Origin of the sequence: Streptomyces shinuiensis (assembly GCF_043660855.1) — a bacterium.
In the GTDB taxonomy this organism is placed as follows: domain Bacteria; phylum Actinomycetota; class Actinomycetes; order Streptomycetales; family Streptomycetaceae; genus Streptomyces.
The window spans coordinates 5,888,417-5,913,483 of sequence record NZ_JBIHML010000001.1; the positions used below are offsets into that span (position 1 = coordinate 5,888,417).

General features: G+C 73.4%; 28 protein-coding genes and 2 pseudogenes. 1 reads left to right on the forward strand and 29 read right to left on the reverse strand.

Annotation, left to right across the window (positions count from 1 at the left end; translation table 11 throughout):
- Positions 1–3: 3 nt before the first annotated feature.
- The 9 genes and pseudogenes from ACGRHY_RS26560 to mobF form a co-directional block, all read right to left on the reverse strand.
- Positions 4–381, reverse strand: coding sequence for a nucleotide-binding protein (locus tag ACGRHY_RS26560; RefSeq protein ID WP_394637818.1), 378 nt, complete (start codon positions 379–381; stop codon positions 4–6).
- 98 nt (positions 382–479) lie between these two features.
- Entirely contained in the window at positions 480–818 is a 339-nt protein-coding gene (locus ACGRHY_RS26565; protein ID WP_394637819.1) for a hypothetical protein, read from the reverse strand.
- Positions 815–2,377, reverse strand: a complete 1,563-nt coding sequence (locus tag ACGRHY_RS26570; RefSeq protein WP_394637820.1) for a hypothetical protein — start codon at positions 2,375–2,377, stop codon at positions 815–817. Before ACGRHY_RS26570 ends, ACGRHY_RS26565 begins: the two co-directional genes overlap by 4 nt.
- Positions 2,378–2,659: 282 nt before the next feature.
- Positions 2,660–3,295, reverse strand: a complete 636-nt coding sequence (locus ACGRHY_RS26575) for a hypothetical protein (RefSeq protein ID WP_394637821.1) — start codon at positions 3,293–3,295, stop codon at positions 2,660–2,662.
- Positions 3,296–3,297: 2 nt separating this feature from the next.
- A complete protein-coding gene (locus ACGRHY_RS26580; RefSeq protein ID WP_394637822.1) occupies positions 3,298–3,879 on the reverse strand; it encodes a hypothetical protein in 582 nt (193 codons plus the stop codon).
- A gap of 227 nt (positions 3,880–4,106) precedes the next feature.
- Positions 4,107–4,709, reverse strand: coding sequence for a DUF1173 family protein (locus tag ACGRHY_RS26585; protein ID WP_394638208.1), 603 nt, complete (start codon positions 4,707–4,709; stop codon positions 4,107–4,109).
- Positions 4,710–4,794: 85 nt separating this feature from the next.
- Positions 4,795–5,022: pseudogene (locus ACGRHY_RS26590) on the reverse strand (DUF1173 family protein); the annotation flags it as partial.
- Positions 5,023–5,146: 124 nt separating this feature from the next.
- Positions 5,147–5,341 (reverse strand): annotated as a pseudogene (locus tag ACGRHY_RS26595) (DUF1173 family protein); the annotation flags it as partial.
- An 11-nt stretch (positions 5,342–5,352) separates the two neighbouring features.
- Positions 5,353–10,044 (reverse strand): MobF family relaxase, encoded by a 4,692-nt coding sequence (gene mobF, locus ACGRHY_RS26600; protein WP_394637823.1) that lies wholly within the window; start codon positions 10,042–10,044, stop codon positions 5,353–5,355.
- A gap of 490 nt (positions 10,045–10,534) precedes the next feature.
- On the opposite strand from mobF, the gene ACGRHY_RS26605 reads away from it, so the two are divergent.
- The gene (locus ACGRHY_RS26605) at positions 10,535–11,278 is read left to right on the forward strand and encodes a hypothetical protein (protein ID WP_394637824.1); all 744 of its coding nucleotides are present in this window, start codon (positions 10,535–10,537) and stop codon (positions 11,276–11,278) included.
- A gap of 66 nt (positions 11,279–11,344) precedes the next feature.
- Here ACGRHY_RS26605 and ACGRHY_RS26610 read toward each other — a convergent pair whose 3' ends face one another.
- The 20 genes from ACGRHY_RS26610 to ACGRHY_RS26705 all read right to left on the reverse strand — a co-directional run bounded on the left by ACGRHY_RS26610 (position 11,345) and on the right by ACGRHY_RS26705 (position 24,917).
- Positions 11,345–11,779 carry a hypothetical protein gene (locus tag ACGRHY_RS26610; RefSeq protein WP_394637825.1) on the reverse strand — a complete coding sequence of 145 codons (435 nt, stop codon included), beginning with the start codon at positions 11,777–11,779 and terminating at the stop codon, positions 11,345–11,347.
- Positions 11,780–11,983: 204 nt separating this feature from the next.
- Entirely contained in the window at positions 11,984–12,481 is a 498-nt protein-coding gene (locus ACGRHY_RS26615) for a hypothetical protein (protein WP_394637826.1), read from the reverse strand.
- A gap of 165 nt (positions 12,482–12,646) precedes the next feature.
- The gene (locus ACGRHY_RS26620) at positions 12,647–13,285 is read right to left on the reverse strand and encodes a hypothetical protein (protein WP_394637827.1); all 639 of its coding nucleotides are present in this window, start codon (positions 13,283–13,285) and stop codon (positions 12,647–12,649) included.
- Positions 13,286–13,517: 232 nt separating this feature from the next.
- The gene (locus tag ACGRHY_RS26625; protein WP_394637828.1) at positions 13,518–14,231 is read right to left on the reverse strand and encodes a DUF3085 domain-containing protein; all 714 of its coding nucleotides are present in this window, start codon (positions 14,229–14,231) and stop codon (positions 13,518–13,520) included.
- A 178-nt stretch (positions 14,232–14,409) separates the two neighbouring features.
- Complete coding sequence (locus ACGRHY_RS26630) at positions 14,410–14,724, reverse strand: hypothetical protein (RefSeq protein WP_394637829.1); 315 nt, start codon at positions 14,722–14,724, stop codon at positions 14,410–14,412.
- Between the two features lie 184 nt (positions 14,725–14,908).
- Entirely contained in the window at positions 14,909–15,367 is a 459-nt protein-coding gene (locus tag ACGRHY_RS26635; RefSeq protein ID WP_394637830.1) for a hypothetical protein, read from the reverse strand.
- A gap of 173 nt (positions 15,368–15,540) precedes the next feature.
- Positions 15,541–15,912 carry a hypothetical protein gene (locus ACGRHY_RS26640; RefSeq protein WP_394637831.1) on the reverse strand — a complete coding sequence of 124 codons (372 nt, stop codon included), beginning with the start codon at positions 15,910–15,912 and terminating at the stop codon, positions 15,541–15,543.
- 53 nt (positions 15,913–15,965) lie between these two features.
- The gene (locus ACGRHY_RS26645) at positions 15,966–16,238 is read right to left on the reverse strand and encodes a hypothetical protein (RefSeq protein WP_394637832.1); all 273 of its coding nucleotides are present in this window, start codon (positions 16,236–16,238) and stop codon (positions 15,966–15,968) included.
- Positions 16,239–16,423: 185 nt separating this feature from the next.
- Positions 16,424–17,074 carry a cell envelope biogenesis protein OmpA gene (locus tag ACGRHY_RS26650; protein ID WP_394637833.1) on the reverse strand — a complete coding sequence of 217 codons (651 nt, stop codon included), beginning with the start codon at positions 17,072–17,074 and terminating at the stop codon, positions 16,424–16,426.
- A gap of 162 nt (positions 17,075–17,236) precedes the next feature.
- On the reverse strand, positions 17,237–17,992 hold the full coding sequence (locus ACGRHY_RS26655; RefSeq protein WP_394637834.1) for a PP2C family serine/threonine-protein phosphatase: 756 nt from the start codon (positions 17,990–17,992) through the stop codon (positions 17,237–17,239).
- Between the two features lie 352 nt (positions 17,993–18,344).
- The gene (locus tag ACGRHY_RS26660; protein ID WP_394637835.1) at positions 18,345–19,097 is read right to left on the reverse strand and encodes a hypothetical protein; all 753 of its coding nucleotides are present in this window, start codon (positions 19,095–19,097) and stop codon (positions 18,345–18,347) included.
- 264 nt (positions 19,098–19,361) lie between these two features.
- A complete protein-coding gene (locus tag ACGRHY_RS26665; protein WP_394637836.1) occupies positions 19,362–19,976 on the reverse strand; it encodes a hypothetical protein in 615 nt (204 codons plus the stop codon).
- Between the two features lie 46 nt (positions 19,977–20,022).
- On the reverse strand, positions 20,023–20,313 hold the full coding sequence (locus ACGRHY_RS26670; protein ID WP_394637837.1) for a hypothetical protein: 291 nt from the start codon (positions 20,311–20,313) through the stop codon (positions 20,023–20,025).
- Between the two features lie 162 nt (positions 20,314–20,475).
- Positions 20,476–21,375, reverse strand: a complete 900-nt coding sequence (locus ACGRHY_RS26675; protein WP_394637838.1) for a hypothetical protein — start codon at positions 21,373–21,375, stop codon at positions 20,476–20,478.
- A gap of 281 nt (positions 21,376–21,656) precedes the next feature.
- On the reverse strand, positions 21,657–22,160 hold the full coding sequence (locus ACGRHY_RS26680; protein ID WP_394637839.1) for a hypothetical protein: 504 nt from the start codon (positions 22,158–22,160) through the stop codon (positions 21,657–21,659).
- Between the two features lie 173 nt (positions 22,161–22,333).
- The gene (locus ACGRHY_RS26685; RefSeq protein WP_394637840.1) at positions 22,334–22,657 is read right to left on the reverse strand and encodes a hypothetical protein; all 324 of its coding nucleotides are present in this window, start codon (positions 22,655–22,657) and stop codon (positions 22,334–22,336) included.
- Between the two features lie 148 nt (positions 22,658–22,805).
- Complete coding sequence (locus ACGRHY_RS26690) at positions 22,806–23,195, reverse strand: hypothetical protein (protein ID WP_394637841.1); 390 nt, start codon at positions 23,193–23,195, stop codon at positions 22,806–22,808.
- A 369-nt stretch (positions 23,196–23,564) separates the two neighbouring features.
- The gene (locus ACGRHY_RS26695) at positions 23,565–23,828 is read right to left on the reverse strand and encodes a hypothetical protein (RefSeq protein WP_394637842.1); all 264 of its coding nucleotides are present in this window, start codon (positions 23,826–23,828) and stop codon (positions 23,565–23,567) included.
- A 251-nt stretch (positions 23,829–24,079) separates the two neighbouring features.
- Entirely contained in the window at positions 24,080–24,436 is a 357-nt protein-coding gene (locus ACGRHY_RS26700; RefSeq protein WP_394637843.1) for a hypothetical protein, read from the reverse strand.
- Positions 24,437–24,629: 193 nt separating this feature from the next.
- On the reverse strand, positions 24,630–24,917 hold the full coding sequence (locus ACGRHY_RS26705) for a hypothetical protein (RefSeq protein ID WP_394637844.1): 288 nt from the start codon (positions 24,915–24,917) through the stop codon (positions 24,630–24,632).
- Positions 24,918–25,067 lie beyond the last annotated feature (150 nt).

Sequence of the window (25,067 nt, forward strand, 5' to 3'; positions counted from 1 at the left end):
CGCCTACGCGGTGGGGCGGTCGTCGGCGTCCAGGCCCAGAGTATGCCGGGCCTCTTCCCACACCTCCGGGCTCACCGGGACGCTGGGACCGCCGGGGTAGTCGAGGATGATCGGGTCGTAGCGCTGCCCGAGCTCCTCCCGGAGCTGCTCGATGCCCTCCATGGTGGCGGAGGGCGCCGGGTCGAGGTTCATGAGAAGGACGCGGTTGCCGCCATGTTGCGCCAGGAGCTGAGCCATCTCGATCGAGGTGGTGGTCTTGCCGCGCCCCCGGGAGCGGAGGGTGAGGTGTGTGCCGCCAGGGAGGTTGGTGACGACGCGGGCCGCCGGCTCGGGGGTGCTGCTGTTCTCCTTGGGTTCGCTGCCCTGGTTGCCGATCGGCACTTCGAGCCCCCAGCACGTGACGGATCCGGTGGACAGTACGGTACTGGGGCGCGCTGACAGCCATGCCGGATCCGGCCAACCCCCACCGCCTCGGGCCGCTACGGCGCGCTGGTGGAGTGCTCGTCGCGGGCGCCGGGCGACCGGGTGAGGATGTCGGCCGCGATGACCAGCGGCATCAGCAGGCCGACCGCGGCCAGGCCGACGAGCGCGGCGAGGTGGAGCACCGCTCCCAGCAGTCCGAGCACCACGGTGACCAGCGGCCATGCCACGGCCGACAGCCACAGGGCGAGGGCGAGGAGTCCGTACCCGGCGACGAGGGCGGTTCCGCACACGAGCGTGGCCATGGCGGCCAGGGCGAGATGCGGCAGGCCGCGCCGGATGAGCGGCCCGGCGGCGCGCAGCAGCAGACGGATGACGGTGTTCAGGATCCAGGTCACCGGTCCACTCCGGGCGCGGCGGGGCTGGCGGCCAGGGCCTGGGCATGGGCCTCGTCGTGGCCGGTGGGCGCCGCCGGGCCCGCGGTGGCCGGGGCGGTGGGGCGGGCCATGGCTTCCTGCAGGCGGGCTCGGATGTCCTCCTCGTCGAAGGGCACGCTGGCAGCTCGGGTGTGTTCCAGGGCGTCGAGGGCGCGGTTGAGCAGGTTGCTCTCGGTGCCTGTGGTGGCGCGGCGATGGGCGGGGATGGGCTGCTGGAGCTGGTAATTGATCTGGCCGTCCAGTGCCTCGGCCGCGCGCTCCAGTGTGCCGAAGGCCTCGATGGCGCGGCGCTGGGTCTGTGCGGCGGCGATCGGCGCGAGCGCCTCGGGTAGATCACGCGGCGCGGGGGCGGGGAAGGCCAGGCGGCCGAGCGCGTCGTGCATGAGGTGCAGTTGGCCTTCGCGGGCGGCCAGGTAGGAGGTCGCGGCGTGCAGCAGTTCCGGGTCGGCGAAGTAGTCGGTGCTGTCCTCGGCTGCGGTGGCGGCGCGCTGCGCGGCCAGGTCCTCGACGGCGTCCGCTGCGGTGGCCGAGTTCTCCCGCCAGGCGGCGGCCGGGCCGCTGGTGGACAGGTCGCGGGCCGGGATCGGGAAGGTGTCCAGGAGTTGCCTGGCTTCGCTCTCGCGGCCCGAGTGCGCGGCGGCGGTGTAGGCGCGAACGGTCTCGCGGGCCTGGGCGAGGTGTGCGGCGCGCGCCTCGTCGAGAACTGGGGCGGTACCCAAGGGTGCGCCGTCGACTCGCCGGTCGCGCAGGTAGTCGGTGAGGTCGGGCTCGAGGACGGCCCGCAGTTGCTGGGCGTGCGCATCGCGCAGGGCGATCTGGTCGAGCAGCCAGTTGGCCATGGGCGCGAGTGCCGGGACGTCGGCGGTGAGAGACTCGACCGCGTGCCAGTCCTCGATCAGCTCGGTACGGGTGCGGTAGGGGAGCTCCAGGCGGTCGATCAGCTCGACGATCCTCAGCCCTGTGGTGACAACCAGGTCGGCTGTGGGCTCGTCCAGTTCTCCGGCACGCTCCAGGCTCGGGGTGAGGACGGAGGGCGGCGGATAGCTGGTCAGGGCGCGCATGTGGCAGGTCCAAGCGGCGGCCGCGGCGATCCACCCGAGTTCGAGTCCCTGCTGCGCCTCGGCGTTTCTGCGGTAGAACCAGCTGGCCAGTTGCTCGGTGAGCCGGGCCTCGTCGCTGGTCGGACCGTGCATCAGCTCGGCGGCGAGTTCGCCGGGGGTGTGCTCGCGCAGGACGCCGGACTCGATGGTGAGGATGGCCAGGTGCCGTGCTCCGTCGTCCAGTTGGAGCCAGCGGCGCAGGGTCTCGGCTCGTCCGTGGGTGACGTCCTGCAGTGCGATGCGGGTGAGGTCGGCGCCTGCGCGGGCGATCCCGCTCTCCCCGGCCCGGGGAGCCTCGGTGCCTTCAAAGCCGGCCGGCTCACTGCCCTCGGCCACCCACACCAGGGCGTACGCGTCCTGGCCTCGCTCGGCCAGCCAGGGGCGGAAGTCGTCGGGGAGGGGGGTGGGTTGCTCGCTCATCGAGGGGACCTTCTGCTCGGCGGTGGAGTGCCGCGCGGCCCGTGGACGGCGGCTGGCGGCAGCTTGCCCATGCCGATGATCTCCACCGGCCGGGCCCCCGCGACCGGTCCGCCCTGCGGGAACCGGAAGGAGACCAACCGCAAGCGCGTCCCGTGAGACGGGACGCGACCCGGGAAAGGAGCGGGCGCGGGGCGGGGCGATCGAAGCCGCCTGGCTGGGAGCGTTGCCTGGACGGCGTGCGGTCGTGGACGCAGGCATGACCGCCCTTCTGTCTCCCCCTGTTCACGATGCGTCCGCTGCTGCTCCCTGTGGGCGTTCCTGCGCGAGGTCGTTGAGCGCGATCCCCAGCGGGCGTATCAGTTGATCGACGCCCCGGCCTTCCAGTTGGTCACCGAGCTGCCCGAGGCGGCCGGGGCCCTCGGGCGGATCGATCTGCACGCTTATGGGCGGGCACACACCTTGCTGGACGACGCCGGGGTTCTGATCAGGCAGGCGGCTGCTGTTCTTCTGGGACTTCCCGCGGCCGGGCCTCGGGTCGAGCGGGAGGTGGTGGCGCAGGCTCTTGCCGTACCGGACGTGGGTCCGGCCGACCGTGCCGGGCGCCGGTCCGCCGCGGGCCAAGGCCGTGCTGGCGGGGTGGATGACGAGGTGTGGGAGCGTGCGGGCCACTTCGCGCTGTGCTTGGCGCGGCAGCCTGGCGGGGGCGGGAAGGTCGAGCTGCGGTTGCGCGATCAGTCGCGCGCCGCGGGCGCGGGCGTACTCCTCCAGGGCCCCGGCCATCTGCTCCATCAGGTACGCGCCGAACCGTGCATCGCGGCCGTCGGCGTACCAGATCCACGTGTAGACGAAGCCCAGGGAGCTGTCGGCGTAGTCGGGGTGGGGCGGCATCCGGTTCCCGTTGTGCGTCTCCTCCTGCACGGTCAGCGTCCTTGCCTGGGCCGCCGGCGGGGCCGTTGCGGGGTGCGGCGCGGGCGCCAGGCGGGGGCCGGATCGCCTTCGCCGGAGGCGGAGGAGAAGCCGCCCGCGATGCTCGGCCGGGCGGGGGCCGGTACCTGTCCGCCGGCTGTGGCGGGCCGGTTCGTGGGGCTGGTGGTGCGGTTCGGCCGCGCGGCGCGTGCCAGGACGGTGGCGTTCGGGATGAGTGGGGCGCACGTCTCGCAGACCTCCTCCACGCTCCACACGCGTCGCACCATCGGGTCGTGCCGCAGGATCAGCACCACCCCGCCCGCGCAGGATGTCCTGGTGTCTGGGTGGGCGCCGCACCGCTGGGAGCCGCAGTGGCAGTAGGCGTGGGGGTTGATGGTCGCTGCCTTAGCGTGCGCGGCGGCGTGCGCGGCGGCGAAGGTACGCAACGCGGTGAGGTTCTCGGAGCGGGCGGGCATCCGGCACGCCGCGGTGCTGCAGGTGACCGAGGCGGCACGGCTGCCGTGGCCGAGGATCCGGACCGTCCAGGCCCGTCCGGGGGTGCGCTCGGTGGGGGATTCGCTGTAGGCGGTCGTCACGGCCGTCCGTTCTCGTTGCTGGGTTGCTTGGTGATGTTGCTCCACTATGTGTCCTCCAATGGGTCGTCGGGCAGCAGTTTTCTGCACCGAGTGGTGTGGGTTCCAGACGGTGAGCTGGCGGTCGGTCCCGGTGTCCCGCCCTCCGGCCGGCCACGGAACCGGCCGCCAGTTGGTGGTGCAGCGGAGGCGGGAAGGCACCCGCTGTAGCTGCTGTGCTGCGGCGTGCATCAGGCCTTCGGCCCTGGGCGGCGCCGCTCGGGATGGGCGAGGTCGGGGAGCGGCTGGGTGATGTCCCACTCGATGAGCCGATCCTGCTGGCGTTGGTAGAAGGCGCGCTTTTCGGCCTTGCGCCGCTCGTAGTCCTCGCGGCCGTGGATGCTGTAGACCTCGACGTACGCCGCGGGCGTCACGTCGGTGAGGACGAAGTCGGGCAGCACGGTGGCGGTGGTGTCGTAGCGCCAGGGCTTGATGAAGGCGTGGCGGCGGCCGGCAAGAGCGGCGGCCATGACGACCTCGTGGGAGGAGTCGGCCGGGATGTAGGTGCCGGTGGTGAGCATCGCGGCCACGTCGACGGCGATGAGGTGTCCCTTGGGACTGCGCTCGACCACGAACAGGGCAATCCGTGCGGCGGCCGTCTTGGCGAAGGCGTGCCGATAGGAGCGCGCGGCCCGCGCGTGCAGGGCCGCGCGGGCGTAGAGCGGGGTGTGCTGGTGGGCGATGCGGTAGGCGACGCCGTACGGGGTGGGGGCGACTTCTTTGACCTGGCCCAGGAGCAGGCCGCGTCGTTCGGTTGGTCCGTGGCGCCCCAGCCGGGTGCGGAATGCTTCCAGGGCTGCCGTGTTGGCGGCGGCGGCCTGGGGTGAAGGGCGGCACGAAGTAGAGGACGGAGTCGAGTCCTTGGCCGTTGACGGTGGCCTCCCGCAGAGGGCGGCGCAGCAGGGCGTGGCAGTGGTGCCATGTCCGCCGCCGGAATCGGGGCTGCCAGGTGTTGAGGTGGGCCTCTTCCCAGAGCCAGTGGAGCAGTCCGAGCAAGCCGATGGTGCGCCGCGCGTGCCGGTCGTCGGGGGGCTCGTCCGTGGCGTTCTCGTGGGTTTCGGGGTGGTTCAGGTTGCGGGCGAGGGGGGTGGCGAGGCGGATGAGCACGCCGTCGTCGGCCTCTTTGATGGCCTGCGTGCTGTAGCGGTCGCGGCCGGAGTGTCCGGGGGCCGAGCTTGTGGAAGGGGCAGGTGGTCTCGTGCTGGTCGCCTTCCCCGGGCCAGCCCGCGAGGTGGTAGCGGCCCGCGCGGGTGCAGCGGATCACTAAGCGCAGGGCCGGGCGACGGCACAGGCACCAGGCGTGTCCGACCTCGGCGCGGGCGCGGGCGAACAGACCGGCGGCCTGTGTGGTGTGCTCGCGTAGCCAGGCCAGTTGCACGGTGCGGCTCGCCAGTTGGATGCGGCCGGAGCCGGACGTGGGGTGCATGCTCACCTTGTTCAGAGGGTCGGTGGCCGGTGGCCGGGCCGGTTGGTGTCGGGCGGAGGCTGTTGGCGCAGCGGTGAGGTCGGCGGCAGCAGGACGGCGCGTTGGGCGGCGGTGCGGGCTCGCATCTCTTCGAGGCGGCGCTCGACGCGGGCGTGGGTGTACAGGTCGATCGCGTCGGTGAGGTGGTCCCATTCCTCACCGTCCAGGCCGGCCGGGCGCGGGCCGAGCACGTCGGGGCCCGCGCGGTGGTGGCGGCGCCGGTAGTCGCCGATGGCGGTCAGCAGCCGGGTGTAGGTGCGCTGTTCGTCCTCGTCGTCTTCGCCGGGGGCGGTGATCTCCTCCATCCAGGCTTCGGGCAGGGGCTCACCGGCGAGCACGGCGGCCAGGGCTCGCCGGGCGAGGCGGGCATCGAGCGCGCCGTGGGACAGCGGGGCGATGCCGAGGGGGTCGCGCAGGGCCGGGTGGTCGGGCAGCGGGCCGCCGGGTGGCGGCGCATCGAGGTGGCTGAGGGCCGCTTCGATCATGACGGAGGCGGGGGCATCGGGCGGCGGGAGGTGCACCGGGCGGCGGCGTCCGGTCAGGGAGCGGACCCGGGCGTCGAGGTCGTCCCAGGCCGCCGCGTCGTTCGGGTCGGCGGGGCGCGGGCCCAGTCCGGGTACGCCGGTGATGGCGTGGCGGGTGCGCCACAGTTCCACGAGGGCTGCGGTGGTGGCCCAGGCGTGGCGGCGGCGCGGGGCACTGGTGGGCGGCGGGTTGCCGAGCGGGCGGGTCCAGGCGGGCGGGGCGGCGGCCAGGGTGTGGCCGCGGTTGGCGAGCGAGCGGGCCAGGATGCGGTGGCGCTCGGCGAGGTAGGTGGCCCAGCGCTCGGGGGTGTCGGGGTGGACCAGGGCGTGGGAGTCGGCGACCCAGTCGGGGATCTGTGCGCGGTGGTTGGGTCGGTGCGGGGCGTGGTCGGGCAGGCGTTCGCGGAAGCGGAGCTCGGCGTAGATCTTGTCGGAGACGGCGTCGGCGCGGGCCAGCGCGGCTCGCGCCGAGCGCTGGCGGTCGGCCGTGGCGGTGCGCCGGGTGGCCAGGGTACGGCGGATCGCGCCCTGCGAGGTGGCGCCGGGGGCCGCGGTGGAGGTGGCCCGCTCGCGCTGGAAGTCCTCGCGTGCGGCGTCGCGCCAGTTAAGGGCGCGGCGCAGTTGCGACTCGCGCATCAGGTCGGCGATTACGCGCCGGGCCGTGTCGGACAGCGGGGTCTTGTTCTTCTGGGCGTGGCGGATCTGGGTGCGCGCCATGGCCATGTCGGCGGCCAGTGCGCGGCGGGTCAGCTCGCCCATGGGGCGCTGGTCCCAGGCGGGGTGGGTGTGGCCGGCGCGGGTGGTGACGGGCGCGGGCAGGTGGGTGAAGGCGGCGTCGGCCGCCTTGAGCGCCTCGCGGGCGGCGGCCCGGTGGGTGGCGGCGAGCTTGGTGAGGGTGTGCAGTTGAGTCAGGGTGAGCGCGGTCAGCGGGCGGGAGCGGCCCTCTTGTTGGGCTTCGGCGGCATCCTTCAGGCGTTCGCGCAGTCGCCAGGTCAACACCGCCGAGGGGTCGTCCGCGCCGCCGAAGCCGCGCCGGGGCACGGTGTTCAAGAGCAGGCGGGGCAGGTCGAATCCGGCGCGCTCGGCGTCGTGCAAGGCGCGGATGAGGGCCGGGTAGGCGTCGGCGGCCATGAACATCGCGGCCCGGTCGGCGCCGAGGGTGTGCTCGAGCAGGCCGGTCAGCCGGGCGGTGGTGGCGCGCTCGGCGACGTCGGCGAACTCGGCCGACAGCTGCCCGGGCGCGGCGATCTCCTGCTGCAGGGCGGCAATCGACTCGGTCGCCGACAGCTGGGCGCGGCGCCGGGCGGCGATCGCCGCGAGGATGTCGTCGAGGCGGTCGCCGTCCTCGATCGCGACGTAGAGGCGGTTGGTGCGCGCACCGCGGGTCAGCTGGACGTAGACGCCTTCGCGGTTGGAGCGGGCCGAGGCGATCGCGTGTGAGGTGTCCACGGTCATGCCCTGGGAGCGGTGGATGGTGGAGGCGTAGCCGAGCTCGCACTGGGCGGCCGTGTAGTGGGCGGGCAGGCGGATGCGGCCGCGGTGCTGGGTGTGGCGGACCACCACGTCCCCGTCCGGGAGGATCTTCTGGACGGTCCAGGTGTCGCCGTTCTTCACGAAGTCCCGCCCGCCGCGCACGGTCATGCGGCGGCGGTTGAGACGGGTGACGATGATGTCGCCGACGTGCGCGCGCTGCCCGGCGCGCAAGGGTGCGGACTGGCTGGTGTCGACGGTGCCGGCGGCGATGTGATGGGCCTGGGCGCGCAGGTTGAGCGCGGTCACCGTCGCGGTGTCGGCGGCCGTCATCAGCGAGGTGAGGCCCTTGTTCTGGTCCTTGGCCCAGGCGTCGAAGACCATGTCGCACATCGCGTCGTAGGTTCCGGCGACGATCCGGCCCTTGTCGCGGTACCAGTCGAAGACCGCCCGAGGCTCCTCGCCGTCGCGCAGGATCAGGGAGGCGTCGGCCTCTCCGGGGACGCGGAAGCGGTGCAGCTGGTCGAGCTCGATGGCGCCGCCGGCCCGGGAGATGAGCCTGAGGGCTCCCCCGGCCTCGACGGCGGCGAGCTGGTGGGGGTCGCCGAGCAGGCGCACCACCGCCCCGGCAGCCGCGGCGTCGGCGAGGATCTCATCGAGCAGGAGGGTGCCGGCCATGCCCGCCTCGTCGACCAGGACGACGTCGCCGGGACGCAGCTGGAAGTCCTTGCCGACCGTCTTGCCGTCGGCGGCGCGACCACGCTGGTGGAGCCAGGAGTGCAGGGTGTGGGCGCGCCGGTCGAGGTCGCTGCCGAGGACTTTCGCCGCCCGGGAGGACGGTGCGAGCGGGACAAGGCGTGCGCCGGCCGCGTCCACGGCCCGGGCCACCAGCTTCATGGCCGTCGTCTTTCCGGCGCCCGCCGGGCCGAGGCCGGCCAGCAGCAGCCGCTCGGAGCACGCGAAGGAGGAGGCGAGCGCGCGCTGTCCGGCGTCCATCGGGCCGCGGCCCAGGGCGGCGACGCGGTTGAAGGTGCCCCGTCCGACCGGTGGGATCACGCTGGTGCGGGCGGCGGCCAGCAGCCGGTTCTCGGCGGCGAGCAGGGAGTGGGTGGTGTAGGTAGCTGAGCCGATGGGCTGGTAGATGCTGGTGCCGTCGGGGCGTTGCAGGTCTGGGTGCGGGGGGTTGGTCTCGGGCGGGGTGATGTCCAGGCAGTCGCCGTGGGCGAGGATCTTCTCGGTGATCTGCTCGGCCGCCTGCGGCGCGGCAGTGGCCCCGGCCAGGGTGCGCATCAGGTAGCGGCGCGCCTCGGCCAGGACGTGGCGGCGGCGGAACGTCGTACGCCGCTCGGTCACCGCGGCCAGAACTTCCTCGGCCGCCGCAGCGAGGTCGAACACGGCTGGGGCGGACCGCTCCCCCGCGGCGGCGCGGGCGGTGGCGAGCAGGTTGTCGACGCCCTCGCGGTCGGTGGCCGCGATCGCCCGGGCCCGCCAGTCGGCGAGAAGGTCGTCCAGACAGCGCGCCTGCCGCTTGGGCGGGCGGGTCTTCACGGTGGCCTGCCACTGCAGCCGGGTCCGGGCCGGCCGTGCGGGCTGGCGGCCGTGGCGGCGCCGGTAGGCGTCGAAGAGGGAGTCGGCCATGGTGCGCACCGCATGGGAGCGCTGCGCGAACGCGGCGCGCAGCCGCCGGTCGATGCCGACGATTTGCATCACCGGCCGCTGGCCGGGAGTGACCTCGACCTCTTCGGTGGCGAGCCCCAGCCGGGAGCAGACGAGTTCGAGGGCGCGCTGGTTGAACAGCTCGCTGGCGGCCACGACGTAGCGCAGCAGGAGGCGGGAGTCCAGATTGCGCCAGCGCCCGTCGGGGCCTTTCACGCGCGGGGATATGACCACGTGCTCGTGCAGCATCGGATCGCCCGCGCGGGATTCGTAGTGCAGGTAGACGGTGGCCAGCAGCCCGGGGTCGGCCCGTTGCTGGGCCACGCCGCCCGGGCCGGTGCGCACCGCGAGGGCGTTGTGCTCGATCCAGGCCAGGGCCTCGGTGCGGGCCTGGGCCAGGACCTCGAGGACGATGCGGCGTACCTCGGGGCCGCCGAGCGCGAACAGCAGCGAGAGTTCCTCGTTGGAGAAACACAGGTCGTATCCGGTCACGGCGCGGCGCTGCGGGCCGCTGCGGGCGGCCAGGTATCGGCCGAGCTCGGCGCCGTCCGCAGGAGTGCGGTGGTACTCGGCCTCGAAGGCGCGCGCCGCACACCGCATCCGCACGTCTCGCGTCTCGGCCTTCGTCAGCGGGCGGCACAGCCGCTGGCTGACGTGCTCCAGTACCTGCTCGATCTCCTGGTCGAGCGGGGAGAGTTCGGCCAGGCTCGGCACGGCCGGCCCGAGTTTGGCGGCCTTCATGGCCCGCTTGCGCGAGGCCCCGGCGGCCAGTTCGCGGGCGGCGATCTCCTCGGCGTCGGGGTGCATGCCGAGCCCGAACAGGGCCCGCATCTGCGCGTCGCTCACGATCCCGGACAGCCCCAGAGCCTTCGCTCCCTGCCCGTGCCACACCCCGGGTGGCACCCCGGGCACGCTGGAGGACACCGTCAGCTCGGCGCCCTGGGCGCCGTCGCCGCGGGCGATGTTGCGCCGGTAGTAGCGCTCCCGCCCCGCGGTGAACGCGTTCGCTGTCATCCCCACGACGCCAGAAGATCACCGCGTACAGGGCCAGTGCGGGCGAAGACCGGCCCGGAGGACCGAACCTCCCAGGGCCCGAGAAACGACCTTCGAACGCGTCCCGCCGGAAGGGAAAACACCCCTCGAGCACGGGCAGGCGTCAAAAGTGCCAGAGGTGTACGGGGATCGACCCGCCACCGGCCGGCGACCACACACCCACGCCCTCACCCATCCCGACCACCGACCCGGTACCCCGGCCTTCGCACACCACCGGCATCCACCGACATCCCGGGCTCCGCCGCCACCCTCCTCACGGTCCGCCCCTGCCCGGGGTCCTCTCCCCCCACCGTTGCGGGGGCGTCCCGTGAGCGGGACCGGGCGCAGCGACGGGCGTGCTACGGCCTGGGACGCAGGCGCCTTGGCCGCCCTGGTGGGGCTGCGGGCGGCTGAGACTGACCGGGCGCGGCCTGCCGCAGGGGTGGGCGCGAGATGCCGGGAGGTGGCTGTGGTGGCGTCGAGCCGGACCAAGAGCAAGGGGAAGAACAGCGCGACGCTGGCGCGCCGGAAGGCGGCGCTGGCGCGGGCCGCGGCGCGGATGGCCGAGCAGCGGCGGGAGGCGGAGGAGGCGGAGGCGGAGCGGCTGCGCAAGGAGGCTCAGTTCGACGAGCTGGTGGCCGACTTCGAGCTGGCGGTGGAGGACGAGGCCGCGGCGGCCGCCAAGGTGGAGGAGGAGGTTCGGCAGGTGCGTGAGCGCGGCCAGGTGCGGATCGACGCGGCGAAGGCGGCGGCGGCGCGGGTCGTGCTGGCGATGGGTGAGGCCGGGGAGACGGTGGCCGGGTGTGGGCAGCGGCTGGGTGTGGGGGTGGAGCGGGTCAAGGAGCTGCGACGGCTGGCGCGGGAGGTCCTGGCCGCCGAGGGCGCGGCGCCCGGGAAGGGGAAGGCGGGCGGCCCGGAGAAGACGGTGGCGCCGCAGCAGGAGTCGGCGGGCGGGCCGGGCGGGGAGCAGCAGCTCGATGGTGGGCGCGGTCCGGGGCAGGCGGGCGACCGGTCGCGCGGCGCGGGCGCGGCGCCGGTCGCCGCTTCCCCGGTGACGGCTCCGGCCGCTCCCCCGGCGTCTGGGACCGCTCCGGTCCGGTCCGCTGCTCCGGCCGCTGCTCCGGGTGTTCCCTCGACCGCTGCGCCGGCGGGGCCTTCGAGGGCGCCGGGCGGTGCGGTCGGTGCGCGGCCGGGGTGGCCGGAGTCGTCACGGTGACGGTAGGTGCGGGCATGGAGCGGCCCCGGCTGCCGCGCGGGGCGGTGGCCGGGGCCGGGGTTGGGGTCAGCCCTGGTTCGACCAGGGTGCGGCGGACCGCTGCGGGGCGGCGGCCTGGGGGGCGGGCGCCTGCTGCTGGGCCGGGTAGGCGACGGGCGCGGCGGCCTGCTGCTGGGGCCAGGCGGCCGGTGCGGTGGTCTGCTGGGGCGCGGCGGCCTGCTGGGGGACGTGGCCGGTGAAGCGGCCGGGGTCGACGTCCTTGAGGTAGACGGTGACGGGGGCCTGGTCGGCGACGAAGATGCGTTCGTGGATGCCGGGCGGGGTGAGGATCCACACGACGGTGTCGTCGCGGCGCTGGGTGCGGCGGATGAGCGGCGGGGGGAGGGTGACCTCCTCGGTGATGTCGGTGTCCGGGTGGGTCTCGGGGACCGTGATGTGGTCGACGGTGCTGAAGAGACCTGCGTACGCGGCGAGTTCGTTGATGGTGGTCTCGTGCTTCACGGCGCTCCCCCCCTTCTGGTTGTGGCCTGGGCCTGCGGGTTCGCTTGGGACGGTAGGCGGCCCGGGGAGCGGGTGGGGCGGGTGTGGTGCGCGGGTGCCGGGGGGCGGGATGCAGGTTGGGGTGGCGGGTGCCTCAGGCGGGAAACACGAGAGCGGCCCCGTGCCCGGACGGGTGTCCGGGCACGGGGCCGCGAAGGGGTGGGGCTAGCTGGTGGTCATGGTGAGAGCCATGCCCTCGTCGTCGTGGGTGATGTGGAGCAGGAAGCGGGTGGCGTGGTCGGGAGCGGTGCGCAGCATGTCGATCAGGACCTGGCCGTCGGGGAGCGGCTGGGTCAGGTCGAGGGTCTCGTGGAGGTCGTCGCCGCCGAGAACGGTGGAGGGGTCGGTGCCCGGCCCCCAGTCGTCGGCGTAGACGATGTGGTGCCAGTTGCCGTCGGCGTCGCGGGTGTGGGGGGTGTTGTCGATGCCGTTGCTCATGAGGAAGGTGCCGTCGCCCTTGATCCACCACAGGCGGGGGCGGGCGTCGGGGTCGCCGGGGCCGATCGCGTGCTCGCGGGCGGCGACGGCGAGCTCGGCGATGGAGCGGACCTTGTCGAGCGGGAAGGCGAGCGTGCAGTCCTGCCGGGCGGGGGGCTGGTAGTCCTCGCCGAGGACTTCGCGGAGCAGGGCGTCGAAGTCCTCGGGGGCGGTGGGTTCGGTCATGTCGGATCCCTGGCATCGGTCGGTGTGGATGGGCGCGCGGGGTCGCCGGCGGCGCGGGGCCGGGGCGGGCGCGGCGGGTCCGACAGTGGGGCGGCGGGGAGTTAGCGCGACAAGGCCCCGCCCCCGGCCTCCTGATGCGGGGGCCGGGGGTGGGGTTGGGCGGGGTCAGTCGTCTTCGGGTTCGGGGGTTTCGGAGCGGGCGGTGCGGTCGGCGCAGCTGCCGCACTCTCCGTCGTAGCCTTCGCCGTCGCTGGTGGACTCGCCGCAGTCCTCGTTGCGGCACAGGTCGTCCAGGATTGCGGTGGCGACGGCTTCGGCGAGGGTGGGCAGGTCGTTGCCGTCGAACTCGGCGCACGGGTCGGCCCACCGCTCGTGCTGGAGTTGGAGGGTGCCCTCGACCACGGACAGGGTGTAGGTGCCGGTGCGGCGGGTCTTGTTCTCCAGGTAGCCGGTGACCGCGTACGTTCCGGCGGTCGCGGTCCAGTTGTCGCCGAGGGTGCGGGTGGCGACGCGGGCGATGTCGGAGATGTGGAAGTCGGCGTCGGGGAGCGAGCCGTCGATGAGGGTGTCGTCGATCTTGTCGAGTTTCGCGGCGGCCGGGACTAGGTCGAGGCCGGTGATGGCCAGGCGGCCGACCGTGAGGTCGTGGAGCTCGATGGTGTCCGCGGTCTCCAGCGTCAGTGCTTCCCGGGCTGCGGCTTCCGTGGGGGCGGTGACGTAGACGGTGATCAGGCCGGGGACGAGGAGTGCGTACTCCGTGTCGGGGGCCTGGTCGGTCGGGGTGGGCTGAGCGTGGGTGGTCATGGTGCCCCTCGTGTGTGCGGTGCTGGGTGGGTGTGCCGGCACGGGGCTCGGCGGGGCACACGGTCGGGGGCGCGGGCGTTAGGGCGACAAGGCGGGCGGGGGCGGCTTCGGCCCGGTGCGGGGGCGGGCCGGGGGTGCTGGCCCGGCACCGTGGGGTGTGGAGGGGGCAGGGTACGCGGGCGGTCCCGTGCCGGGACGTGTGTCCGGGCACGGGACCGTAGGGGTTGTTCGGTTACTTGGTGATGTAGGTCAGCTCCATGTACGTGTCGTCGAAGGCGGCCTTCAGCAGGAAGCGGGTGGCGCCCTCGGCGGCGGCTTTGCGGAGCATGCCGAGCAGGGTGGTGCCGTCCTCGGAGACAGGGGTGGTCAGGTCGATGGATTCGCGGAAGTCGTCACCGCCGAGGACGGAGCGGGCATCGGTGCCTGGCCCCCAGCCGTCGGCGTGGACGACGTGGGGAAGGCGGCCGTTGTCATCGCGGGTGTCGGTGGGGTCCTGGCCGTTGCTCATGAGGTAGGTGCCGTCGTCCTTGACCCACCACAGGCGGGGCGCGGCCTTGGTTTCCGCGTAGCCGAGCTTGTGCTTGTCGGCGGCGGCTGCGTGCTCGGCGGCGGCGAGGACCTTGGTGAGGGGGAAGACGAGCGTGGCGTTCTTCTGTCCGTAGGCGGTGTTGGCCGTGACGACGTCCAGCAGGGGGTTGGTGCTGGTGTCGGGGATCGGCGGGACGGTCATGTTGCCGAGGAACTCGTTCAGCCAGTCGGGGCGCTGGTCGGCGGGCAGGGCGAGCAGTCGCCGTGTCTTGGCCGGGTCGCCCAGGGCGGCGGGGGCGTCGCCGGTCATACCGGCGGTCAGGTCGCGGAACCACTGGGGGCGGTCGTCGGGGTCGAGGGCGAGGAGCGCCTCGACGTCCTTGAGGTGGCTGGAGGGGGTGTGGGGGTCGGTCGTCATGAGTTGGTCCCGGGGTGTCGGTGGTGGATGCTGCCGAGCGCGCGGGCCGGTGTGGCCGGGGCGGTCGGCGGGCGACACGGTCGGGACGGCGGGGCTTAGCGGGGCAAGCCCGGCAGGATGCGGGGCGGCCCCGGGCCGGGACGGGTGTCCGGGCACGGGGCCGTGAGGGCGGGGCTGGTCAGCTGTCGTTCCCGGCGTAGAACATGCAGTCGTTCGGGATGCGGGTGAGGAGCTGCCGGGTGACGTCGGGAGCGGGGACCCTGATCTTGCTGGACGCGCGGGCGCGGCGGTCGCGGCGCAGGAATTCGGTGGAGCTCTCGTCGAGAAGGACGTCCAGGCGGGTGACGCGGGGGTTGGGGTTGGTCTGGGTGGTGCCGGTGAGCCCGTTCAGGGAGGCGGGCGAGATGTTGACCAGTCGGACGCGGCGGCCGGGCTTGATGTCCTCCTGCGTGGGGACGGGGGTGAAGGGGATCTCTTCGACGGTCACGGTCATCGGGGCAGTTCGCCTTCCGGTTGAAGGACCGCAGCCCCGGGGGGCGGGGGTGCGGCTGGTGGTGTGACCGTGCGGGGGCGCGGGGTTAGCCGGGCAAGTCGTGGTGTGGGCGTACGCGAAACGGCCCCCGGGCCGGGACTTGGTGTCCCGGCCCGGGGGCCGTAGCGGGGTGTGGCGGGGGTAGTCAGCGGCGGCTGGAGGCGCGGGACCCGGCGAGGTCGGTCAGGTGGGTGGGCTCGGGGACGGCGGAGAAGCCAGTGTGGTCGACGCTGAGATGGACGATCCAGTGGTCGGGTCCGGTGACCTTGATGACGTCGCCGACGGAGACGGAGCGGATGTCTGCGGGCCAGGTCTGGCCGTTGTCGTCCGCGCCCTGGTGGTTGCCGACCACGAAGGCTGCGTCGGCCGCGGTCTCGTGGTCGCGGACGCGGTCGCTGGCGTGGAAGACCAGGCGCAGGGGGCTGCCGTCGGGGTGGGTGGCGGCGGCGAGCGGGTGGCGGGGCTGGTAGCCGTCGAAGCTGTGGCGGGCGGTGTTCACGTAGACGGTGGCGGTGTACACGGCCGGGGCCGGGGCGCTGCCGACGGCGTCGGTGGCGTCGATGCGGGCGGTGACGGTCAGGGGGCGGGTCACGGCGGTCGTCACGGCGGGTACTCCCATCGGGGCGCGGCTGGTTGACGGGAGTGACGGTGGGGCGGCGGGGGGTTACGCGGGCAAGGAGCGGCGTGGTCGGCCGGCGGCGGTCCTTGCGGCCGAACAACCCCACGGCCCCGCGCCGGGACGGGAGTGTCCGGGCGCGGGGCCGTGGGGTTGTTCGGTTACACGGCGCGGCCGTTGCAGTCTTCGCGGGGGGCGCTGTCCTCGGCGGCCTCGGCGGTGGCCTCGAAGTCGGGTTCGCCGTTGCCGTGGTAGATGATTCCGTCGCTGCCGGTGTAGGGGTCCAGGTCGGCGGGGTCGAGGTCGGGAAGGTCGCGCTGGGGGGTGAGGGCGGCGGTGATCTCATCGGCGAGCAGGCGCAGCAGTCCGGGGTGGATGTCGACGGTGGTGGTCGCGTTGACCGTGATCGGCACGTAGTCGGTGTCGCTGTCGTCGGGTGAGATGGCGTGCGGGTGTTTCTGATTCCAGGTGGTCAGTGCCTGGATGAACTCGTTGACGGGGTCGGTGTGGGGGGACGGTGTGGGCGTGCGCACGGTCGGCTCCTGGGCGGGAAAGGTGGGTGAGCGCGGGTTTCGGGACCGGGGAGTCAGCGGCGCTGGCGCGAGGGGCGCCGGTAGTGCTCGCCGCCGAGGGTCCGCTCCCGGCTGGAGACGGTGAACTGCCGGGTGGTCAGGTCGAAGACCACCCAGGAGGCATCGGCGTGGACGGGGGTGGAGGCGTAGGGCTGGGGCTGCCAGTGGTTGCGCGATCCGTACAGGTCGTGGAAGTCGGGGAACTGTCCGGCGGCGATGAGGGCGTTGAGGGCGTCGGCAAGGTTCTGCCACAGGGCGACGGCATCGGTGCTGGTCGGGGTGGTCACGGTGATGCTCCGCTTCATAAGAGAGGGCTGAGGCCGAAGGGGGGCGCTGCTCCCCCGGGGGCTCCGGTGGGCCCGATCGTGAACGGGCGGGGAGTTACGGCTGCAAGGTCGTCGTCCGCCCGGAAGCAGGGCTCGGCCCCGTGCCGGGGGCGGGGTCCGGGCACGGGGCCGTGAGGGGCCGCCGGTCAGCTGTCGTTATCGGCGGAGGCTGGGCAGTCGGCCGCGATGCCGAGTTCCAGAGCGGAGCGCATCAGTTCGAGGAAGGCGGACCGGGCGGCTGTCGGGGTGGCCTCGCGCAGGGTGCGCTTGCGCAGGATGGGCACGTTGAGGCTGATGCCCGCGGGGACGTCGGGTGTGTCCAGCTGCGGTACGAGCTGGTAGTGGCGGGTGTCGATCATCCATGCTTCGTACCGGTCGGCGGGGCGGCCGCTGCGGGCGGCGTGGCCGTTGTCGGGCGTGCGGGAGGGGCACGGGCAGGACGGGTCGGTGCAGGGCCGCCCGGCCGGGTGGCTGGCCAGGACGGAACGCTGCCGGTAGTGGGTGGCCTGGCCGTTGAGCATGGGACAGGTTGCGGCGGTGTAGGGCAGGCACTCGGGGTGCAGTGCCGGTTCTGGCGAGTGGCTCCGGGCGATGTCGGCGGGGCGGACGATCAGCCAGCATCGTTCGTCGAGCGGGTGGCCGCAGATCTGGCAGAGGCGGTCGAGGAAGGCGGCGCGGGCTCGGTCGGCGTCGAGGGTGCCGAATGCCGCGTGGCCGCCGTGGATGAGGGATACGTACGGTACGACCAGTCCGCCTGCGAGGGGTCGGTGAGCGCAGCGTTGAGGGATCGGGTGCATGGGCTGCTTCTTCCGGGTGCCGGGGGTTAGAGCAGCAACCGGAAGAGCGGGACTGGGCTGGGTGTGGCCCGGCGGCCAGGGCGGGGCGCGGACGCGGACGGCCCCGCCTGCGGGTGCAGAACAGGGCCGGTACGCGGATGCGGAGTCAGCGGCGGCGGGTGGTCAGGGGGCCAGGTCGGCCAGGAGGGCGGTCGCGTTGTCCGCGTAGACCTGGTTCGGGTCCAGGGCGCGGCTGGTCTTGACGGCGGTGTCGACAGCCAGGTTCACCAGGTCCCGGACGGTGGGAATCAGGTCGTCGCCGTCGCACTCGGTGAACAGGCAGTGTCGGGCGTCCTCGTGGGGCTCGTACGCGCCGTCCGAGGCGAGCAGCAGGCGGCAGGGGCCGGTGATTTTCCGGGTGGTGGTCTCGATCGCGGGGTGACCGTACTGGCGCTGTCTGTCCTCGTCGGTGGCGTCGGAACCGAGGAAGGAGGTGATGTGGTTCCGGTTGCCGCTGTAGGGATAGGTGGCGGTGGGGGGGTAGACGCGGCGCTTGTTGTGGTCTTCGGTGAGGCGCACTGCGATCCCGCGTTCCATCAGGTACGCGCGGGAGTCGCCGCACCAGGCGACCGTCAACGGTTTGCCGGGGGCCTTGACGGCGACCACGGCCGCCGCCTTGTCGCTGGATCCGTCGTGGATGGCGTCCTGCCGGCACAGGTTGTACACGTGCCGCAGTCCGGCCTCCGCGCTGCCCCGGTGGGCGGCGGTTCGGGCGATCTGCCGGGCGGCGCCGAGGGCCCATCGGTGGGTTGTCTCGCGTCGGCCGATGCCGTCCAGGAGAACGTACGCGCGGGTTCCGTCCGGGGAGGTGCGGACGGCGGTGGCGTCGCACTGGCCGGGGTCGGTTCCGGTGTGCTGGGCGGTGGCGTAGGTGCGCATGAGTGGGGTTCCCTTCAGCGGGCCGATGGCGGGTGCCGGACCGCCCCGGGGGGAGGGGCGGTCCGGCGGCCGGGGGCTCGACCGCACCCGGGTGAGGGGGTGGTGCGGGAGCGCCTTCTGGCATCACCGACACTCCCCCAGCCGGGGGCAAGCCCCGCAAGAGCGGGTCGAAGGTGTCGGGGTCCGGTCGGCAGGCGGTACGGCGACCGTGAGAGGCCCGCCCCGGAGGCGGGGCGGGCCTCCCCTGCGCGGACGGGTCACTGGCCGCTGGGCCGGGTGTGTGAGGGAGCAGCGCGGTGAAGGTGGGGCGCGGCAGTTCACCGCGCCCCGTTCGGGGAAAGGGCGGGGCCCGTCAGCGCATGTCGTCGTCGGACAATTCGTCGGCGGGAACGTCGTCGATGCTGACCAGTTCGGCGCCGTCGGCGTCGCCGAGCGTGATGTGGCCGATCACGTGGCCGTCGCGAGTCGTCAGGTCGATGTCGAAATCCTCGTGGCCGATCTCTTCCAGCGCGGCCTGGGCCGCGGGGACGTCGGCGGCGTTGACGTGGACGGTGACCGTGCCGTCCAGGCGCAGCGCGATCCGGTGACCGGCGGCCGGCCGCCTCGGCTCGCCGTGCGCGGTGACGACCGTCTTCACGTCGTCGTTGAGCGCGGTGTACGCCAGGCCGTCGGCGCTCGTGTCGACCAGCGGCCGAGGACCTCCGAGGGTGACCCACGGCTGTTGGGCGCCGAGCAGTTCGACGTGGTCGGGGAACAGTGAGGAGGCCGCACTCGCGGGCAAAGCCTCACCGGTGTCGACGAACCATGCCCAGCCGTGTGCCGAATTCTTCTCGTCGTCGCGGTCGGCGGTGACAGCGATGACCGCGCGCGGATCGGTGGCCACGGCGCGGGTGAGCCAGTCCAGGGCGGCGGACACCTCTGCGGGGCTGAAGTGCATGTCGTAGTCGTCGCCGAGTCGGCCGGTGACGGCGATGCTGGACCCGGTGGTCAGGTGCACGGCGATCGTCATGCTCGGGTCGTCCTCGAACACTGAGTTGAACGCGCCGACGGACAGGGAGGCGGCAACGGTCTCGGGCGAGGCGGCGGGGGCTGGAGCGGTGGTCATGGCGGGACCCTTCGCGGTTTGGGGATCGGGCAGGGGCGCGGCCGGGGGCGGGGTGGTGATCACCGCTGCCCCGACCGGCGCGCTGACCCTGGCCGGGTGGGCGGCAACGGCCGCAACCGCCGGACCGGGCGGAGGTGAGCAGCGCGCGGCCCCAGGGCTACCCGCGACGGCGACAGCGGCGTGGGTGGGGGCGGGGACGCGAGGCGGCCCCGTGCCGGGACGGGGTCCGGGCACGGGGCCGTGGTGGGGCGGTCGGGAGGCCGTTCAGGTGCTGCTGGGGGGCGTGTCGGTGCGGCGGCCGAGCCAGTAGAGCAGCGAGTTCTCTTGTTCCCCGGTCTCGGCGGGGCTCAGCTCCGGCTCGTCGCCGTCGTTCTCTTCGTCGTCGGGGTCGTGGCTCTTGTAGGGGTAGGGGCTGTCGGGGTTGTCGAGGAAGGCGAGGAAGGCTTCGGTGACGAACTGGCGGTCGTGGTCGTGGTCGAGCTTGATGTACAGGCGGAGGCGTTCGAAGGCGGCGTGGGCGGCCTGTTCGGCTTCGGTGCGGGTGTAGAGGGGCTCTGGTGCGGTGCCGGGGGTGATGCCGGTGGTCTGTTCGAAGCGGTGGATCGCGTTGGCGGCGGCGCGAGCTGTGTGGGCGGGCTGGGCGGCGGCTGGCTTGAGCAGTTGGAGGGCGTCGAAGAGTTGTTGGCTGGTCTGGGTCCACGGCGAGGTGGAGGTGTCGTCGTTGCGGAGGGCGAAGTAGCCGTACTGCCACATGTCGTGGAGGGAGCGTTCGAGCTGGTGGGTGGCCTCGTGGCCGGGGACCGCGCGGTAGGCGGCCAGGGCCATGCGTGCGCGGGCGGTGATGGTAGCTGCGGTGCGGGGGTAGGTGAGCTGGCTCATGGGTGGGGTCTCCCTCTTGTGCGGGGGTGGTGCGGGGTGCCGGGGGTCAGGTGTAGGAGGGGGCTGCCATGGTGGGGCCGTAGCTGTCGCCGGGCTGGCCGGCTGCCTGGGGGCCGCCGCGCGATCCCGCCACGTAGCTCCATCCGGCCACGGGGTAGTAGCCGGTGCAGTCCGGGCGGCAGGGTTCCTCCTCGTGGCCGAGGAAGTTGCCGCCGCACGCGCAGGATTCGGACCACTCGGTGACGACCTGGACGATGTGGCCGGGGGCGGGTCGTTCGTCGGCGGCGCGCAGGAGCTCGCCGACGTTGACGGGGCGGCGCAGCGGGTTGCGGATCACGGGGCCTCCTGAGTTGGTGTCTGCCACTTGGCGGGCGGGTGGGGCGGCCGGGGGGCGGGTGGGGCGGCCGGGGGGCGGGTTGGTGGTCATCGCTCCCCCGGCCGGTGTGCTGACCCTGGGCGGGTCGGAGCCAACGGCCGCAAGGGTGGCCGGGGCGTGCGGTCAGTGCGCCGGGCTGTAGGTGTGCGGGGCGAGGAGGGTGAGGGCGTCCGCGATGGGGCCGATCATGTCCGAGGGCAGGGACGCGGTCTTGAGGGCGGCCAGGGCGGCGGGGGCGTCCATGTCCCGGATCTCGTCCGTGAGGTCGGCGTCGTCGGGATGGTCGGAGGCCACCTCGCGCGCGGCCCTCAGGACGGCGTCGAACAGGGTGTGCGCGGCCTCCTCGGCGGCCGTCGGTTCGGTGGCGCCGGAGGTGAGGGGGGTCAGGTGCGGGGCGACGCGGGCGGCGGCCCGGTCGGCGGCCGCGTGGAGTTCGGCGTCGGACAGGCGCCGCACCAGGAGGTGGGTGTGGTGGTCGGTGACCTCGTAGCGGGCGTGCTCGTGGCGCAGCACGGTGCGCATGCGGTGGTGGTCGCTCTCGCGCTGGTAGGCGTCGGGGCCGAGCGCGGTGAGCTCGACGACGGGGCCGAGCTGGGGGTGGTCGAGTTCGCGGGCGGTGAAGCCCTGGCGGGGGGTGTCGGTGCGGGTGCCGTAGCGCAGTCGGGTGAGCTGGTGGACCTTGAGGTAGGCGGCGATGGTGTTCGCGCGGGCGGGGCGCGTGGTCGTGGAGTGGGTGACCGGCTTGCGGCGTCCGGCGTTGCCCTCGGCGTTGGTGTAGGGGGTGGCGAGGGAGGCGACGGTCCAGCTGCTGTAGGGGGTGAGGTGGGCGACGGCCCAGGCGCGGGCGTCGTCGGTGGTGGCGAACGGCCCGTACGAGTGGAGGGCGACCATGCCGCCGGTGCGGTCGGGGTCGGTGGCGACGACCATGGAGGTGTTGGAGAGGGCACCGCCGACGAACTGGGCGTCGACGGTGGCTATCGGGTCCTGGTCGAGGTTGAGGAGGGTGGTCAGGTGCAGGAACATGCCGGGCTGCCTCTCGGGTTCGGGAAGGGGGGGGAGGCCGGGGGCCGCGCCAGGTCGCCCTGAGGGCGTGGGGTGCGGCGGACGGTGGCGGCACTGTCGCGGTGCGGCCGGCTAGAGCGGCAACCCGAGCGGGTTGCAGCAGCGTTGGGCGTATGAGCGGCAGGGCGTCGAGAGGGAGGGGCGGCGCGCGGCGGACGGCAGGCGGCCCCGCCTGCGAGGGTGCAGGACGGGGCCGGGCCAGGAGACGGGGGGTGGAAGGTCAGCGGGCGGGGTGTGCCCCCTCAGATGCCCTCGGGGCTGGTGGGAGGCTCCGGCCACGATGAGAATCCCAATCGGTTCTCCAGCCGGGCGTGCTCGGCCGCAGCGGCGGCCCGGTGCTCCGGGGTGTGTTCAGCGGGCGGGACCGTCCAGTCGCAGGCGGCTACCAGCCGGTCCGCGGCCTCGTGGGCCATGTTGGACTCTGGGTAGTCCAGCCCGATCAGGCTCTGTCCGTTCTCGCGCAGTGTGATCACGTACGTCCATGGCGAACGGGCTCGGTTCGGCACGACGCGCAGTCCGGGGTGCCGAGGCAGGTTACGCAGCTCGTTTTCAGTACGGACCTCGGCCGCTCGTGCGGCGAGTCGGTGCAGCCAGTACGCGACGGGCTCCTGTTGGGCGTAGGGTTCCCGGCGTCTGATTTCGGCTCGCAGCTGCCGCAGGGACCAGTGGGTCAGGTCACGGGCGTCGATGGCGTCACGCCGCTCCTGGGTCAGTTCCGTCCACGAGTTCTCAGGCGGCTTGGTCATGTTCGGCTCCCTCGGCTTCGCTCGGTGGGGCAGCTGGTTGACGGGGAGTACGGTGTGATGCCACCCAGCTAGCCGAGCAAGGCGGAACGCGACGGGCAGGAGCGGGGCAGTGCGAAGGCCCACCCCTTTCGACAGAGGTGGGCCTGGTACGCGCAGGCGCGGTGCGTGGAAGGTCAGTTGGTGGGGCGGCCGGTCTGGTCGGGGTTGTTGCCGTGGCGGTCGCCGCGGTGGATGTCGCTCTCGATGTAGGTGATCATCGATCCGTCGGGGGCGCGCATCGTGTAGCAGAGGGAGGACTCCGCCCAGACCAGTTCCCAGCCCGCGGTGTGCAGGGCGTCGCTGACGGTCTCGTCTCCGCCGGAGCCCGCGAAGAACCCGCGGTTGGGGTCTTGGTCGGTGGCCAGGGTGCGCAGGACGTCGTCTGCGGTCTTGGCGGTGCGCAGCTCCTGGAGCTGTTCGGCGATCACTGCCCAGAAGGTGTCGAGCATATCGGGCATGGTGCGTCTCCCTTGTTCACGTGGTGGTCGCGGCGCTCCGGCCCGGGGCCGGTGACGTGCCGGTGCGGCAGGCGGAGGTTCTCGAGCGGGCGGCCAAGGCCCGCGACCCCGCCGGCCGCACAAGGGGCGCGCCGGAGGCGGCCGGCGGTCAGGGGGCGGGCTTGGGCGGGTCGGGAAGGGAGAAGACGCGACGCGCAAGGCGGGGCGGCGGGGAGTCGGGGAGGAGCTGCTCGGCCAGGGCCTGTACCCAGTCGGGTGCGTCGTCGCGGAACTGTCCGGGGTAGTGGAAGAGGCGGCTCGTCCGCGCTTCGGTGGTGCGGCGGCGCTCATCGAGTTTGCAGCCCCAGATGGTGAGCGTGTCGACTTCCCACTGAAGGGTGCCGGGCGCGTCCTCGACCGGGTGCGGGCGGATTTCGGCTTCGAATTCCTCGGCTCGCATGAGGTGCGTGCCGTCCCGGCTGGTGGCGAGGAGCTGGGGGCGGCTGATCGTGCCGGACACGGTGAACGTGGCCTCGGATGTGCTGAGACGGATCTTCACGTGGGGCTCCTGGTCGATGAAGGGAAGGGTCGGCGTGGCACGGGGCGCCGGATCAGGGGGTGGGGTGCCGGGCCGCCCCGGGGGTGGGGGGCGGCCCGGCCGGCCGGGGGCTCAACCGCACAGTGGAGGGGGGCGGGAGCGCCTTCCGGCAGCACCGACACTGCCCCGGATGGGATCAAGCCCCGCAAGCGGTGCGGTGCCGGGCGGCGACATGCGGCGGCGGGGGGATGTGAGCCGAGCGGGCAGCCGCGACGGGGGGCGGCCCCGGGTCCATGGGCGGGGCGGGGTCTCCGGGAGGGAGGAAACGCCGCGTGTGGCCTGCCCCGGGGTGTTCCGGGGCAGGCCACACGGGGGTGCTGCGTGCGAGGGTCAGGGCCTCGGCTCGGAGACCGTCTTGGCCGCCTTGCGACGGATGCTCTCCCGGCGCAGGGCCGGGAGGAGGAGGCCCGTCAGGCCGCCGTAGCCGGCGCAGACGTACCAGGGCTTGTCCTGCCAGATGACCACGGCGTCCAGGGCGAGGACCACACCGGTCGCAATCATCAGATGGGTCTTTCGGCTCCCCCGGTCCAGCGCCCACGCCAGCGCGGTGAAGGTGAGAACAGCGAGCAGTACGACATCGACAATTCGTGACATGACAGGTAACTCCGTGGTGGTGGGTGGTGAGGTGGGATACGCCGTGCGGTGAGTACGGCTGGGTCGGCGGAGGCGTGCTGTGCGGCCCGATCCGGTGAACCGCACTGTGGAGCGTGGGAGGCCAAGCGGGGCAAGGCGGCAGTGCGGCGCGGCGGCGTGAGGCGGGTATATCGCGGCCGAACAGCCCGCCCCTGGTGCGGGACGGGCTGTTCGGCCGTGGCCGGGCCGCGGGTGCGCGGAGCCGCGCTGGGTTAGGCGCGGGCGGCGGACCGGGGCGTCTTGCTGATGCGGCGGATGGTGGTGGTGCGGGCGGGGGCGCGGGAGAGCGTGATGCGGTCGGAGTACTCGTGGCCGGTGGCGTTGAAGTGGTCGGTGGGCCAGGTGTGCGCGGCCTGTTCCGCCGGGGGCAGGTCGTTGAAGTCACCGCCGAGCAGGGCCCGGCCGACCGGTCCCCGGGCTCCGCAGTCGCGGCAGCGGTAGAAGCAGATCTCCGCGTACCAGTCGGGAGCGAAGCCGAAGGGGGTGAAGGGGTCGGCGAGGGCCAGGGCCTCGTCGGCGGTCATCACGCTCGCGGCCGCGGTCGTCACGGTGGTGGCGGTGGTGGTCATGGGTTCAACTCCTGTCCGTGGGACGGCGCCGGGCCGTCGGTGGTCGTTGGTGGCCGTACCGTGCGGCGGCGGCCGGCAAGGCGGGCAAGCGGACGCGGGTGAGGCGTTCCCGCGGCGTGCGGCGGGCACGGGAGCGGCCCCGGCCGCCGCGAGGGCGGGCCGGGGCCGGGGGTGAGGCGGGGTGCTCGCCTCGCTACTTCGTGGGCTTCTCGTCCTTGCGTGCCCGGATCCAGCGGGCCAGGACCCGGGGCGCCTGGCTCCAGGTGATCAGGAGCAGGGCGGTGAGGGCGGCGAGCAGCGTTCCGTAGAGTGTGTGGCCGCTCATCAGGTGGGCGACGGCGGCGAGCAGCGTCACGGCGGTCAGGATGCCGCACGCTGTCTGCCGGGTCCGCTCCGAGACGCCGGGCTTGACGACCGTGAACAGAGCCACCAGGGCGGACGCCGTCTGAAGGACGGTGATGAGCATGAACAGGAAGGACAAGGGGGAACTCTCCTCGCGAGATAGCAGGGTTCGGCCGTGATGGCCGCGCACCGGGCGGGCCGCCCGGGTGCCTGGGGCGCACCGTGGAGTGGGGCCGGGCAAGCTCCGCAACATGGCCCCGCCCCGGCCGTGATGCGGTCGGGGCGGGGC

Bases quoted from the DNA above. Each gene is read 5' to 3' on its own strand.
- ACGRHY_RS26570 (WP_394637820.1), bottom strand. From the start codon at position 2,377: ATGAGCGAGCAACCCACCCCCCTCCCCGACGACTTCCGCCCCTGGCTG.
- mobF (WP_394637823.1), bottom strand. From the start codon at position 10,044: ATGACAGCGAACGCGTTCACCGCGGGGCGGGAGCGCTACTACCGGCGC.
- ACGRHY_RS26615 (WP_394637826.1), bottom strand. From the start codon at position 12,481: ATGACCGAACCCACCGCCCCCGAGGACTTCGACGCCCTGCTCCGCGAA.
- ACGRHY_RS26620 (WP_394637827.1), bottom strand. From the start codon at position 13,285: ATGACCACCCACGCTCAGCCCACCCCGACCGACCAGGCCCCCGACACG.
- ACGRHY_RS26625 (WP_394637828.1), bottom strand. From the start codon at position 14,231: ATGACGACCGACCCCCACACCCCCTCCAGCCACCTCAAGGACGTCGAG.
- ACGRHY_RS26630 (WP_394637829.1), bottom strand. From the start codon at position 14,724: ATGACCGTGACCGTCGAAGAGATCCCCTTCACCCCCGTCCCCACGCAG.
- ACGRHY_RS26650 (WP_394637833.1), bottom strand. From the start codon at position 17,074: ATGCACCCGATCCCTCAACGCTGCGCTCACCGACCCCTCGCAGGCGGA.
- ACGRHY_RS26655 (WP_394637834.1), bottom strand. From the start codon at position 17,992: ATGCGCACCTACGCCACCGCCCAGCACACCGGAACCGACCCCGGCCAG.
- ACGRHY_RS26660 (WP_394637835.1), bottom strand. From the start codon at position 19,097: ATGACCACCGCTCCAGCCCCCGCCGCCTCGCCCGAGACCGTTGCCGCC.
- ACGRHY_RS26665 (WP_394637836.1), bottom strand. From the start codon at position 19,976: ATGAGCCAGCTCACCTACCCCCGCACCGCAGCTACCATCACCGCCCGC.
- ACGRHY_RS26675 (WP_394637838.1), bottom strand. From the start codon at position 21,375: ATGTTCCTGCACCTGACCACCCTCCTCAACCTCGACCAGGACCCGATA.
- ACGRHY_RS26680 (WP_394637839.1), bottom strand. From the start codon at position 22,160: ATGACCAAGCCGCCTGAGAACTCGTGGACGGAACTGACCCAGGAGCGG.
- ACGRHY_RS26685 (WP_394637840.1), bottom strand. From the start codon at position 22,657: ATGCCCGATATGCTCGACACCTTCTGGGCAGTGATCGCCGAACAGCTC.
- ACGRHY_RS26695 (WP_394637842.1), bottom strand. From the start codon at position 23,828: ATGTCACGAATTGTCGATGTCGTACTGCTCGCTGTTCTCACCTTCACC.
- ACGRHY_RS26700 (WP_394637843.1), bottom strand. From the start codon at position 24,436: ATGACCACCACCGCCACCACCGTGACGACCGCGGCCGCGAGCGTGATG.